At 66.0% G+C, this 13,235-nt stretch carries 12 protein-coding genes; all 12 read right to left on the bottom strand.

Annotated features, from left to right (window positions below; genetic code table 11):
• Positions 1-19: 19 nt before the first annotated feature.
• Positions 20-1,168 (bottom strand): ATP phosphoribosyltransferase regulatory subunit, encoded by a 1,149-nt coding sequence (locus GRX31_RS05675; protein WP_016447551.1) that lies wholly within the window; start codon positions 1,166-1,168, stop codon positions 20-22.
• Positions 1,169-1,369: 201 nt separating this feature from the next.
• On the bottom strand, positions 1,370-2,260 hold the full coding sequence (gene hflC / locus GRX31_RS05670; protein ID WP_016447552.1) for a protease modulator HflC: 891 nt from the start codon (positions 2,258-2,260) through the stop codon (positions 1,370-1,372).
• 12 nt (positions 2,261-2,272) lie between these two features.
• The gene (gene hflK / locus GRX31_RS05665) at positions 2,273-3,667 is read right to left on the bottom strand and encodes an FtsH protease activity modulator HflK (RefSeq protein ID WP_016447553.1); all 1,395 of its coding nucleotides are present in this window, start codon (positions 3,665-3,667) and stop codon (positions 2,273-2,275) included.
• 71 nt (positions 3,668-3,738) lie between these two features.
• A complete protein-coding gene (gene hflX, locus GRX31_RS05660) occupies positions 3,739-4,953 on the bottom strand; it encodes a GTPase HflX (protein WP_016447554.1) in 1,215 nt (404 codons plus the stop codon).
• 67 nt (positions 4,954-5,020) lie between these two features.
• Positions 5,021-5,272 carry an RNA chaperone Hfq gene (gene hfq / locus GRX31_RS05655; RefSeq protein WP_012206813.1) on the bottom strand — a complete coding sequence of 84 codons (252 nt, stop codon included), beginning with the start codon at positions 5,270-5,272 and terminating at the stop codon, positions 5,021-5,023.
• Positions 5,273-5,374: 102 nt separating this feature from the next.
• Complete coding sequence (gene der / locus GRX31_RS05650) at positions 5,375-6,721, bottom strand: ribosome biogenesis GTPase Der (RefSeq protein WP_016447555.1); 1,347 nt, start codon at positions 6,719-6,721, stop codon at positions 5,375-5,377.
• A 15-nt stretch (positions 6,722-6,736) separates the two neighbouring features.
• Positions 6,737-7,894 (bottom strand): outer membrane protein assembly factor BamB, encoded by a 1,158-nt coding sequence (gene bamB / locus GRX31_RS05645; protein ID WP_160851826.1) that lies wholly within the window; start codon positions 7,892-7,894, stop codon positions 6,737-6,739.
• Between the two features lie 20 nt (positions 7,895-7,914).
• Positions 7,915-8,598: a YfgM family protein gene (locus GRX31_RS05640; protein ID WP_016447557.1), complete on the bottom strand. Its 684-nt coding sequence runs from the start codon at positions 8,596-8,598 to the stop codon at positions 7,915-7,917.
• 70 nt (positions 8,599-8,668) lie between these two features.
• Complete coding sequence (gene hisS, locus GRX31_RS05635) at positions 8,669-9,928, bottom strand: histidine--tRNA ligase (protein ID WP_212646543.1); 1,260 nt, start codon at positions 9,926-9,928, stop codon at positions 8,669-8,671.
• A gap of 184 nt (positions 9,929-10,112) precedes the next feature.
• Positions 10,113-11,396 carry a flavodoxin-dependent (E)-4-hydroxy-3-methylbut-2-enyl-diphosphate synthase gene (gene ispG, locus GRX31_RS05630; RefSeq protein ID WP_047472013.1) on the bottom strand — a complete coding sequence of 428 codons (1,284 nt, stop codon included), beginning with the start codon at positions 11,394-11,396 and terminating at the stop codon, positions 10,113-10,115.
• Positions 11,397-11,398: 2 nt separating this feature from the next.
• The gene (locus GRX31_RS05625) at positions 11,399-12,361 is read right to left on the bottom strand and encodes a helix-turn-helix domain-containing protein (RefSeq protein WP_160851824.1); all 963 of its coding nucleotides are present in this window, start codon (positions 12,359-12,361) and stop codon (positions 11,399-11,401) included.
• On the bottom strand, positions 12,354-13,214 hold the full coding sequence (gene pilW / locus GRX31_RS05620; protein WP_174538864.1) for a type IV pilus biogenesis/stability protein PilW: 861 nt from the start codon (positions 13,212-13,214) through the stop codon (positions 12,354-12,356). Before pilW ends, GRX31_RS05625 begins: the two co-directional genes overlap by 8 nt.
• Positions 13,215-13,235 lie beyond the last annotated feature (21 nt).

The following is a 13,235-nucleotide window of genomic DNA, read 5'->3' as shown; positions in this document are numbered from 1 at the left end:
GAAGAAATTGACAAATGCGTCAGATGGCTTGCACGGCCCACTGCCCGGCAACCTGCACGAGCTCACGGTCGCAGTGGAACTCGTCCACTTCGCTTTCATGGCCTGGCAGCACGCAGACCACGGTCTCGCCCTGCCGGCGCAATGCCGCGATGGCGGCTGCCACCTGGGGATCGTCGCCCCAGGGCGCACGGATGGCAGCCTTGAGCGGGCGCTCGGGCACAACGGCCACGAGCTGCTTGATGTCCAGGCTGAAGCCGGCGGCGGGCCGGTTGCGGCCGAAGACCGCGCCCACCTCGTCATAACGGCCGCCGCGCACCAGCGCGTCGCTGGCACCCGGAACATAGATGGCGAAGCGCGTGCCGCTGTAGTAGGCATAGCCGCGCAGATCGGCCAGATCAAAGCTCACGTTCACGCCTTCCAGGCGCTGGGCAAGCCAGCGCAGCTGGTCCAGCAGAGGCTGCACGCCTGCCGTGCGCGCCAGCAGCTTCTCGGCGCGGTCCAGCACCTCGATGCCGCCGTACAGCTGCAGCAAGGCCATCAGGCCTTCGCGCGAGGCGACGGGGAAGTCCCGGGTGAGGCGCTCGAGTTCGCTCGCATCCTTGGCGGCCAGCGCGGCATGCACGCCGCGCAGCACCTGCATGTCCACCATCACGCCAGCCAGCAGGCTGCGCACGATGCGCACATCGGCCAGATCGACGTTGATGTCGGTGACGCCCGCGCTGCGCAGGCAGTCCAGCGCCAGGTGCAGTGCCTCCAGGTCGGCTTCCATGCCCTGGTGGCCGTAGATTTCGGCACCGAACTGCAGCGGCTCACGCGTGGCGCGGGGACGATCAGGGCGGGCATGGACGACGGGGCCGCAGTAGCACAGGCGCGTGAGGCCCTTGCGGTTGAGCAGATGGGCGTCGATGCGAGCCACCTGCTGCGTGGTATCGGCACGCAGGCCCATGGTGCGGCCCGTCAGCTGGTCGATGAGCTTGCAGGTCTGCAGGTCCAGCGCCTCCCCTGTGCCGGTGAGCAGGGATTCGAGGTACTCCAGCATGGGCGGCATGACCAGTTCATAGCCATAGCCACGTGCGGTATCGAGCAGGCCTCGACGCAATTCTTCGATGTGCCGGGCCTCGGAAGGCAAGACATCGGCGATGTGATCCGGCAGGACCCAAGCAGACATGGAAAAAGGGGGAGGCTGTTAAAAACGTGATTCTACCGGCTGTTGCGGGCCAGCCCAAATTGGGGGTGTCCCAAGGCCCGCGAGGAGCGTTCGGTATTCCGAATCGATTCGGTGTGCGGGCGCCAGCGGCAGCGCAAGAAAAAACGGCGCCCCAACAGGGGCGCCGTGCATGGGCCGGGCGGCGTTGCCGCTCAGGCGTTCTTACTTTCCAGAGCTGCCGCCGTTGCGGTAGGCCTTGAAGAAGTCGGTCTGCGAAGGATCGAGCACAAGCACGTCGCTCTTCTTGGCAAAGCTGGACTTGTAGGCCTCCAGGCTACGGTAGAACTGCGCGAACTGCGGGTCCTTGCCAAAGGCGTCGGCATAGGTGCGGGCGGCTTCCGCATCGCCCTCGCCCTTGAGCTTCTGGGCATCGCGGTAGGCGTTGGCGATGGTGATCTCGCGCTGGCGATCGGCCTCGGCGCGGATCTTCTCGCCTTCGGCGGCGCCGGTGGAGCGCAGCTCGTTGGCCACGCGCTTGCGCTCGGCTTCCATACGGCGGTAGACCGATTCCGTGATCGTCTCGGCATAGTCCACGCGCGTGATGCGCACATCGACCACGTCCACGCCCCAGGGCTTGGCGCCGCGCACGGTCTCCAGCACTTCGCGCTTGACGTCGTTCATCAGCGCATCGCGCTTGCTGGACAGAAGCTCGCGCACGGTGCGGCGGTTGATTTCCTCCTGGAAGGCATTGCGCACCACGCGGTTGAGCTGCATGGCACCGGCCGATTCATCCAGGCCCACGTTGCGGATGTACTCCGACGGATCGGAGATGCGCCAGCGCACGTACCAGTCGATGACCACGCGCTGCTTTTCGGCAGTGAGCATGGGCTCGGTGTCGGTGCTGTCCAGCGTGAGCAGGCGCTTGTCGATGTAGCGCACGTTCTGGAACGGCGGCGGCATCTTGATGTTCAGGCCCGGCTCGGTGATCACTTCCTTGATCTGACCCAGGGCATAGACCACGCCGAACTGGCGTTGATCGACGACGAACAGCATGGAGCTGAGCAGCGCCAGCGCCAGAAGAATGCTGGTGATGAAAAATCCAACTCGGTTCACTTGGGCTGCTCCTCAGCGTGCTTCGCGGTCACGGCTGCGACTGCTGTCGCGGCTGCGCGCATCGTTCGAAAGGCCGGGAATGGCGGCAGGCGCAGGCGCCTGGGTGCTGGGGGCAGCCGAGCCATCGGCTGCCGGCACATTGCCGCTCACGCCTTGCATGATCTTGTCCAGCGGCAGGTACAGCAGGTTGGAGCCCTGGCGCGATTCCACCAGCACCTTGGTCACGTTGCCGTAGATCTGCTGCATGGTTTCCAGATACATGCGGTCGCGCGTGACCTGGGGCGCCTTCTGGTACTCGGTGAACACCGAGCTGAAGCGCTGCGCATCACCCTGGGCCTGGGCCACGATGCGGGCCTTGTAGCCATTGGCCTCTTCCAGCAGACGTGCCGCCGAGCCGGCTGCGCGGGGCACCACGTCGTTGGCATAGGCCTGGGCCTCGTTCTTGGCGCGCTCGCGCTCCTGGCCGGCACGCAGCACGTCGTCGAAGGCGGCCTGCACCTGCTCGGGCGGACGCACGCCGCCTTGCTGCAGGTTGATGCCCACGACTTCCACGCCCACCTTGTAGCGGTCCAGGATGGTCTGCATCAGGTCGCGCACGCGCGGCGCGATCTGGTCGCGCTCCTCGGCCAGCGCCGTGTCCATCTTCATCTTGCCGACGACTTCGCGCACGGCGGTCTCGGCGGCCTGGACCACGGCCTCGGACGGGTTCTTACTCTCGAACAGCCAGGCACGCGCGTCGCTCAGACGGTACTGGACGGCGAACTTGATCTCGACGATGTTCTCGTCCTCGGTGAGCATGGCCGACTCGCGCAGGCCCGTGCTCTTGATGATAGTGTCGCGCCCCACGTCGGCCGAGCGGATCTGCGTCACGAACACCAGTTCATGGCGCTGGATCGGGTACGGCAGGCGCCAGTTGATGCCGGCACCCACCGTGCTCTTGTACTTGCCGAACTGGGTGATGACGGCCTGCTGGCCTTCCTGGACGATGAAGATGCCCGTGCCCATCCAGATGATGAAGGCAATGCCGGCAATCAGGCCCACGCCCATGCCGGCACTGCGCATGTCCGGCGGCTGGCTGCCACCGCCATTGCGCACGGGCGGCTGCCCGCGGCCACCGCCCGGCTTGCCGCCGAACAGGCCCGAAAGCTTGCGGTTGAGGTCACGCCACAGCTCGTCCAGATCCGGCGGCTGACCACCCCCACCCGAGGAGGGACGGTTGTCACGGCTGTCGCGGTTGTCGCGTGCGGGTTCCGCAGGCGGCGGCGCAGCGGGACGGTCGGCATCGGGGCGCGAGGCATCGTCGTTCTTGTCGTCGCCACGTCCCCAGCGCGGATCATTCAGGTTGAACATCCCGCGAAGGCGCTGCGGCAGCATCGCCCAGCGATGGGCGCGTTGTGAAAGATTCATGCGAGAAGTCTCGGTTTCTTCGGTAAAGACAGGGACCCAATCGGCATTTTGCCCAATCAGGGCGCTAGCCCCTAGTATTCGGCGTCCTGCCCAGGGGGCATCGCGCCATCCACCTCCCCTTCGCCCCGCTCTTCACCACCATGCGCTTCGGCGTATTCCGCTTCTGCGCGCAGTGCGTGGTCGGCCAGCAGCTGCCGCAGCTGCGGCAGCCCCTCACCGGAGCGGGCGCTGACAAACACCCGTGAAACAGGTAGCCCGTCAAGCTCGTACTGGTCCTGCAACTGCGCTGGAAGCCGCTCTTCATCGACGGCATCGAGCTTGTTGAAAACCAGTACCAGAGGCACCTCCTGGGCACCGATTTCCTTCAGAACTTTCTGGACTTGTTGGATTTGTTCCGGGAAATTCGGATTGGAGGCGTCAACCACATGCAGCAGAAGATCGGCATCAATCGCCTCCTGCAACGTGGCCTGGAATGCATCGACCAGCCCGTGCGGCAGGTCGCGGATGAAGCCCACGGTGTCCGACAGGGACACCGATTGCCGGGCCTCGTTCAAATACAGCTGGCGCGTGGTCGTGTCCAGCGTGGCGAACAACTGGTCGGCCGCATAGGCCCGCGCCTTCACCAGCGCGTTGAACAGCGTGGATTTGCCGGCATTGGTGTAGCCGACCAGCGAGATGTTGAAGATGCCATGGCGCTCGCGCCGGCGGCGCTGCGTGGCGCGTTGCTTCTTGACCTTCAGCAGCCGTTCCTTGGTACGCTTGATCGATTCGTCGATCATGCGGCGATCCAGCTCGATCTGCTTTTCGCCAGGGCCGCCGCGCCCGCCGATGCCGCCCATCTGGCGCTCCAGGTGGGTCCAGCGGCGCACGAGGCGCGTGGCCACGTATTGCAGGCGCGCCAGCTCCACCTGCAGCTTGCCTTCATGGCTGCGGGCGCGCTGGGCGAAGATCTCCAGGATCAACAGGGTGCGGTCGTTGACCGGCATCTGCAGATGGCGCTCCAGATTGCGCTGCTGGGCCGGGCTCAGGGCCTGGTCGAACAGCACTTCCTGGGCACCGTGCATCTGGGCGAGCATGCGGATTTCGTCGGCCTTGCCGCTGCCCACGAACAGCGCCGCATCGGGCACCTTGCGCTTGCAGGTCAGGCGTGCAACGGGACGCAGGCCGGCCGTGCCGGCCAGCAGGCCCAGCTCTTCCAACTCGCCATCGAAATGGGGAAAGCCGAAATCCACGCCCACCAGCAGCACTGGCGTTGGCGTGGACCGGTCAAAAGATTCAGAACTCAAGAAAAACCTCTCCCGAAGGGTGAGGAAGCTCCCCGGCTGTGCGGGGAGGCATCAGGGCGCAGCGAGCTCAAGCGCTGGCGTCGCTGCCGGCAGCTTCGGCCGTGGAGAAGTTCACGGCGCGGCCGGGAACAATGGTGGAGATGGCGTGCTTGTAAACCATCTGGGTGACGGTGTTGCGAAGCAGAACCACGTACTGGTCGAAGGATTCGATCTGGCCTTGCAGCTTGATGCCGTTGACGAGGTAGATGGACACCGGCACATGTTCGCGGCGCAGCGCGTTCAGGAACGGGTCTTGGAGGAGTTGGCCTTTGTTGCTCACGATATTCTCCGTGTTCGAAGAGTGTTGTTGTAAACCGACACCTTACCACAGTGTTTTGGGCCCCCTGTCTGCACAAGGGTTTTCCCCAAATTCCGTGGCTTGTTATTTGTCCTTGTCGGCGAAAGGATTATGAGAGGTTTTCAACTCGATCCGCAACGGCGTGCCGACCAAATTGAATTCCTTTCGGAACCGCCCCTCGAGGAAGCGCTTGTAGGCCTCCGTCACATGCTCGAGCGAATTGCCGTGTATGACGATGACCGGCGGGTTCATGCCGCCCTGGTGCGCGTAACGCATCTTGGGTCGGTAGATGCCTGTCTTCTTGGGCGTCTGGAACTGCACGGCCTCCATCAGCAGGCGCGTGAGCACCGGCGTGGGCATCTTGCAGGTGGCTGCCTTGTGCGCCTGGATGATGGAGTTCCACAGCGGACCCAGGCCCTGGCGCTTCTCGGCCGAGATGAAGTGCATGGGAGCGAACTTCAGGAAGGACAGGCGCGTCTCGATCGAGCGCTCCAGCATCTGGCGCTGGTAGTCGTCCACCGCATCCCATTTGTTCACGGCCAGCACCACGGCGCGGCCGCTTTCCAGCACGTAGCCGGCAATGTGCGCATCCTGATCGGTCACGCCCTGCGTGGCATCGATGAGCAGCAGCACGACGTTGGCGCTCTCGATGGCCTGCAGCGTCTTGACGACGGAGAACTTCTCGATGGCCTCGAACACCCGCCCCTTGCGGCGCAGGCCTGCCGTGTCGATGAGTTCGAACTTCTGGCCGGCGCGCTCGAAGGGCACGGAGATGGCATCGCGCGTGGTGCCCGGCATGTCGAAGGCGACCAGTCGCTCCTCGCCCAGCCAGGTGTTGATCAGCGTGGACTTGCCGACGTTGGGGCGACCGGCCACGGTGAGGCGGATGGGCTTCTGGGCCACATCGTCGAAGGGGTCGTCTTCCTCGGGTTCGGGCAGGTTGAGCTGGCCCAGGGCCAGGTCGACCAGGCCGCGCACACCCTGTCCGTGCGCGGCGGAAACCGGCAGCACTTCGCCCAGGCCCAGTTCGTAGAACTCGGTCAGCTGCACGCCTTCCTTCATGCCCTCGGCCTTGTTGGCCACGAGCACGCAGGGCTTGCCCAGACGGCGCAGGTACTTGGCGATGTCATGGTCCTGGGCAGACATGCCCAGGCGCGCATCGACGACGAAGACCACGACGTCGGCCTCGGCCACGGCCTGCTGCGTCTGGCGCGCCATCTCCTTGAAGATGCCGCTGGATGCATCAGGCTCGAAGCCGCCGGTGTCGATCACGATGTATTCGTGCTTGCCCTGGCGGCCCTGTCCATAGTGGCGGTCACGCGTGAGGCCCGCGAAATCCGCGACGATTGCATCCCTCGACTTGGTCAGCCGATTGAACAGCGTCGATTTGCCCACATTGGGTCGCCCTACCAGGGCAATAACTGGCTTCATTCCCGAAAATACCTATCAATCCGGCCGGAAGCCGTACACAGTTCCGCTGCGGCTTACCACCACCAGCGTATTGGCAGCCGATACCGGGGGCGAGGCCACACCGGAGTCGTCCGTCTTCAATCGTGCCAGCGCCTGTCCGTCCGTCTTGGACAGCAGGTGCACCACACCATAGTCATCACCAAACACCACCGAACGGCCCAGCATCAACGGCGCCGTCAGGCGGCGGTGCTGCAACTGGTCGATGGACCACACGCGCGAGCCGTCGCCGCGGCGCCAGGCCTGGACGGTGCCATTGCTTTCGGCGCCGAACACGGTCTCGCCATCGCCGTCGATGCCGTCGGCACCCTTGGACGACTGGGTCCAGCGCACCGATGCATTTTGCGTATCCACACAGCCCACGGCAGCCTGGAAGGCGCGCGCGCAGACGCTGTCGCCGACACGGCTGACGCGGCCGACGAGGTCCACCAGGCGCTCCACGTCATTGGTGCCGCGCGGGCTGGCCAGCGGGGCCTCCCAGCGCACGGCACCTGTGTCGGGATCGATGCCCACCATGCGGCCCGACAGGCCGGCCACCAGGGTGTTGCCCACGGCGATCAGAACGCCGGGCTGGCGCAGCACCAGGGGCTCGCCCGGGCGCTGTGCGGTCCACAGCTTGCGGCCGTTGGCGGCATCGAATGCGGCCAGCGAGCGGTCGGCCGCCAGCACGAAGACGCGGCCGCCCGCCACCAGCGGCGGCGTGTAGGCGGCTGCGGGCAGCGGCTGCTTCCACAGCTGCTTGCCTTGCGAGTAGACGATGACCTGGTTGCTGCGCGTGAGCACGGCCTGGCGCTGGGCGTCGCCACCCACGCCGGCAGTCAGCGGCTCGCCAACGGTGAAGCGCGACAGCTGGCTGCCATTGCGCGCATCGAGGGCCGTGACGCTGCCGTCCTTGGCCGCGATCAGCAGCGTGTCACCCTGCACATGGATGTCGGTGGCCAGCGGCACTTCGGCGCCCAGCTTGGCCGTCCAGGCCTGGTGCACTGCCAGCAGGCCGGGGTTGGCCCCCAGTTCCTTGGGCTTGGGCTTGGTGTCGCTGCTGAACCACGAGGAGACCGTGGAGCAGCCGCCCAGGGCACCGGCCAGCAGGCCCAGAGCCATCCAGCGCGCAACGCCACGCGGGCGCGAGATTGCCATCAGTTGATCTGCCGAAGTTTTCAAGGTTGCTTCTCCGAGGTCGAAGTCTTGGCCTGTGCCAGCACGGTGGGCGTGGCGCCCAGGGCGTTGAGCTTGAATTCGATCAGGCGTCCGTAGTCCACGCCCTTGTCCAGGAGCGCATGGGCGCGCTGGTAGGCGTCGATGGCCTCGGCCGTCTTGCCCTGGGCCGCAAGAATGTCACCGCGGCGGTCGGCCACGATGCCGGCGAAGGATTCGGGCATGCTGCCATCCAGCGCCTTCAGGGCTTCGTCGTACTGCTTTTGCTGCTCCAGCACGGCGCTCAGGCGCAGCTTGGCCAGGGCCTTGTAGCCTTCGTCGCCCTTGTCGGCCACCCAGGTCAGGGCTGCCTTGGCATCATCGAGCCTGCCTTCGTCCACTGCAGCCTTGGCCAGCAGCAGGCCGGCCTGGGCTGCCTGCGTGGTGCCGGCGTACTTGTCCTTGAGATCGGCAAAGGCCTGGCCGGCGCGCGCCGCATCCTTGCCTGACAGCGCCACATCGACGGCATGCGCCAGAGCGGCAGCCTGGGTGGCCTGGCGCTTTTCCCAGTACTGGTAGCCATTCCAGCCGGCAAAGCCGACAAAGATGACCACGAGCACACCCGTGATCAACGTGCCCCAGGTATTCCAGAAATGCTTGAGCTGCTCTATCTGCTCTTGTTCTTCGAGATCGAAATGGTTTGCCATGAATCGCCTGTGTCGCCTTGTGTATGGAGGACGCCGCTGGAGCGGTGGCCTGGAAAGCTGCGGATGACGGTCAAACCGCCGATTGTAGGGTGGCAGCCCATTGGGCCGCATCGGCCAGGGCTTGCTGCACCTGCTGGCCCGTGCCGTCGCGCAGCGACTTGACGGTGACCAGGCCCTGCTGCAGCTCGTCGGAGCCGAAGATCAATGCGAAATGCGCGCCACTGGCGTCGGCCTTCTTGAACTGCGACTTCATGCTGCCCAGGCCTTCGGCGCTGGCCGCATGCATCTGCACGCGCACGCCGGCCTCGCGCAGTTGCTGCAGGGTGCGCAGGGCCACGGGCATGGCCGACACGTCGGGAACGATGGCGTAGGCATGCAGCGTGGGCGCGGGGATGTCGGCGCCCAGCTCCTTGACGAGCTCCAGCACGCGCTCCACGCCCAGCGCCCAGCCCACGGCCGGCGCGCTCTTGCCGCCCACCTGCTCAATCAGGTAGTCGTAGCGGCCGCCGGCGCAGATGGTGCCCTGCGCACCCAGCATGTCGGTGATGAACTCGAACACCGTGAGGTTGTAGTAGTCCAGGCCGCGCACCAGGCGCGGATTCACGGTCCAGGGCACGCCATTGGCGTCCAGGATGGCCTTGAGTCCGTCGAAGTGGGCCAGCGAGCCCTCGCCCAGGAAGTCCAGCAGGCGCGGCGCGCCGTTGACCATGGCCTGCATGGCGGGATTCTTGGTGTCCAGCACGCGCAGCGGGTTGCTGTACATGCGGCGCCTGGCCTCCTCGTCCATCACGTCCTGGTGCTGCTCCAGGTAGGCGATCAGGGCCTGGCGGTGGGCCTGGCGCTCCTCGGGCTGGCCCAGGCTGTTGATTTCCAGGCGCCACTGCGTCAGGCCCAGCTGCTTCCACAGGGAGACGGCCAGCAAAATGAGCTCGGCATCGACATCGGGGCCGGCAAAGCCCAGGGCCTCGGCTCCGATCTGGTGGAACTGGCGGTAGCGGCCGCGCTGCGGGCGCTCGTGGCGGAACATGGGCCCCATGTACCACATGCGCTTGCCGCCGTCGTACAGCAGGTTGTTTTCGATGGTGGCGCGCACCAGGCTCGCCGTGCCTTCTGGGCGCAGCGTCAGGCGCTCGCCATTGAGCTTGTCCTCGAAGGAGTACATCTCCTTTTCGACGATGTCCGTCACCTCGCCGATGCCGCGCACGAACAGTTGCGTGTGCTCGACGATGGGCGTGCGCACGTTGCGGTAGGCAAAGCGCGCCATCAGCTCGCGCACCTGCGCCTCCAGCCATTCCCAGCGAGCGGACTCGGCGGGAAGAATGTCGTTCATGCCTTTGACGGCGGAGAGTTTTTCGGGTTTGGCCACGTTGTTCTCGTTCGATGAATGCTCGGAAACAGGAGCGGACCCCGCCTTTTGCGCTCCATGCTCCCACGCGCATCCCGCGTGAGAGCCCATGAAACAAAGCGTGGTGTGCTATCTATTTTGCAATAACTGCAATGCCTGGCGCAGCCGCTCAGGCGGGTGCGGCAGCGGTGGTGCCATAGGTGCGCGCCACATAGTCTTCGACCAGGGTCTGGAATTCCTCGGCAATGCGCTCGCCGCGCAGCGTCAACGCCTTCTCGCCGTCAATGTAGACGGGGGCAGCGGGCGCCTCGCCCGTCCCGGGCAGGCTGATGCCGATATTGGCGTGCTTGCTCTCGCCAGGGCCGTTGACGATGCAGCCCATCACGGCCACCTTCATGGCCTCGACGCCGGGGTACTTCATGCGCCACAGCGGCATCTGGCCGCGCAGGTAGTCGTCGATGCGCTTGGCCAGCTCCTGGAAGGTGGTGCTGGTGGTGCGGCCGCAGCCAGGGCAGGCCGTGACGCTGGGCACGAAAACGCGCAGGCCCAGGGCCTGCAGGATTTCGGAGGCAACCACCACTTCCTGCGTGCGCGCCTCGCCGGGCTGGGGCGTGAGCGAGACGCGGATGGTGTCGCCAATGCCTTCCTGCAGCAGCACGGACAGCGCGGCGGCCGAGGCCACCGTGCCCTTGGTGCCCATGCCGGCCTCGGTCAGGCCCAGGTGCAGCGCATAGTCGCAGCGCTGCGCAAGGGCCCGGTAGACCGAGATCAGGTCCTGCACGCCGCTGACCTTGCACGACAGGATGATGTTGTCGCCGTTCAGCCCCATGGACTCGGCCAGGCGCGCGGAATCGACAGCCGAGGAGATCAGCGCCTCGAACATGACCTGGCGCGTATCCCAGGGCTGGGCGCGGCGCGAGTTCTCGTCCATCAGGCGCGCCATCAGCTCCTGGTCCAGCGAACCCCAGTTGACACCGATGCGCACGGCCTTGTCGTAGCGGGCTGCCGCCTCGATCATCTGGCCGAACTGCCTGTCCTTTTTCTCGCCCTTGCCGACGTTGCCGGGGTTGATGCGGTACTTGGACAGCGCCTCGGCGCAGGCCGGGTATTCGGTGAGCAGGCGGTGGCCGTTGTAGTGGAAGTCGCCCACCAGAGGCACGTACTCGCCCATGCGGTCGAGCTGCTCGCGGATGTAGGGCACGGCAGCGGCTGCCTCGGGCGTGTTGACGGTGATGCGCACCATCTCCGAGCCGGCCTGGGCCAGCTGGCGCACCTGTATGGCCGTCTCGACCGCGTCCACCGTATCGGTGTTGGTCATGGACTGCACGCGCACAGGCGCATCGCCGCCCACGGTGACGACATTGTTGCGCCAGACCACGCGGGCCTGGCGGGACTTGCGCGGCAGCGGCGAGGCAATCGCTATCGGCTGCTGCGTGGATAGGAAATCTTGCACGGTCACTTCACCTCAAAGCGGGCCACGTTGTCACGGGTGGTCTTGGCCACTTCCAGCAGCTCACCACGGACGCGCACTTCGGTGCCGCTGGCATTGCCGACGATGACAGACAGCGGCAGCGCACCTTCGGCGCCAACCGACTCACCTGCCGCCAGCGTCTTTTGCAGCACCACGCGGCCGTTGGCATCCTTGACCTGCACCCACGATTGTGCGCTGGCCTTCATGACCAGCACGCCACCAGGCGTTTGCGCGGCCTGGGTTACAGGAGTCGCCGCTGCGGCATCGGCGGGCACATCGCCAGGCACGCCGGCTGCGGGAGCCGCTGCTGCAGGCGCCTGGACGGCTGGCGTGGCTGCAGGCGCTGCAGGCGCCGCCCCTTCGGAGGCTGGCGCCGTCACTGCGGGCGCCACAGGCTCCTGGGCAGCCACGGGCTCGGACACGGTTGCGGCCGGCGACACCAGGGCAGCGGCGTCGGAAGAGCCGGCCTGCGGCTCCTCGGCATCGCCTTCGTGCTTGGGCAGGAAGTACACGGCGGCGGCGGCCGCCAGCAGCAGCAGCACGATGATGGCGACCTTGCGCGAACCGTTTTCGCGGCCCAGCGGTGTTCCGGTGGCCTTGAAGGAGCGCTCCTTGAACGTGGCATTGATGCTGCCGCGATCATCGGCCAGGCTCTTGAGCTGGGTGCGCGGCAGCAGGGCCAGCACCGAGGCCGAGTCCACGCGCAGCGTGCGGCAGACGCTTTGTGCCAGGGCCCGCATGAAGACATGGTCCTGGAAGGCGGCATAGTTATCCGCCTCCAGGGCCTCCAGCTTGGGGGCCGGCACCTTGAGCGCCGCCGCCAGTCCGGCCAGCGACAGGCCTGCCGCCTCGCGCGCCTGGCGCAGCAGCGTGCCCGCCGTCATGGAAGTTTTGGCGTTCTCGCCTTGCGTACCTGCTTCGTCATGCACCGCCAACACCTCACTCATTGAATGCTCCACGCTCGTAGGCCAGCCATTGGCGGGACTCCGGGAAGCGCTGGTGCAGCTGGTCGGCCAGCTGCCGCATCGCTGCAGATTGCTGCAGCGCCCTCTCTATCTTGATGCCCAGCCACAGGCTTTCCGCGTTGGACTGGGGGCTGCTGTTGAGGCGGCGGATATAGAACTGCGCCCTCTTGGCGTCGCCCCCCTGCAGCATCACATTGCTCAGGTGATAGGCTATCACCGGGTTTGCGGCATCGAGTTCATAGCCCTTGAGCAGCGCCTGCTGGGCCTCGACCAGCAGGCCGGCCTGCTGCAGGCACAGGCCCTTGGCCATCCATGTCTTGGGACGCTCCAGGTAGCCGGGCTGGGCCAGTGCCTTGTCCAGCCATTCCTGGGCCTGCACATACTGCTTGCGCTGGCACAGCAGCCATCCGTAGTTGTGCTGCAGGTCACCATCCTGAGGGCGCAGCGACATGGCCTTGCGCAGGCTGGCATCGGCCTGGTCCCAGTCCTGGTTGCGCATGTAGATCAGGGCCAGCAGTCCATAGCCATCGGCGGAACCGGGGTCGGAGGCCAGCGCCTGGTTTACCTCTTCCAGGGCCACATCGATGCGGCCGGCCTGGAAGTAGGAAGCCGCCAGCTCCAGGCGAATGGCCGCGCGGCGACGGGGATCGACCTCGGCGGCCGAGGCCATCGAGGCATTGGAGACGGACGAAGCATTGCCGGAGCCTGAATTCGCCGAAGGCACCAAAGGTTGCTTGCCGGCGCAACCGGCCAAGGCAAGGACCAGCACCGGCACTGCCCAGCGCATGCATCCACCGATACCCCCCGATCGCAGCCGCCGAGCCACTGACTTCATGAACTGTCCCTTTGTTCCGTA

Origin of the sequence: Delftia sp. CH05, assembly GCF_009827015.1 — a bacterium.
Lineage (GTDB): Bacteria > Pseudomonadota > Gammaproteobacteria > Burkholderiales > Burkholderiaceae_C > Comamonas > Comamonas tsuruhatensis.
Note: the sequence above shows the minus strand (reverse complement) of the source record. Positions and strands in the feature narration are given on the sequence as shown.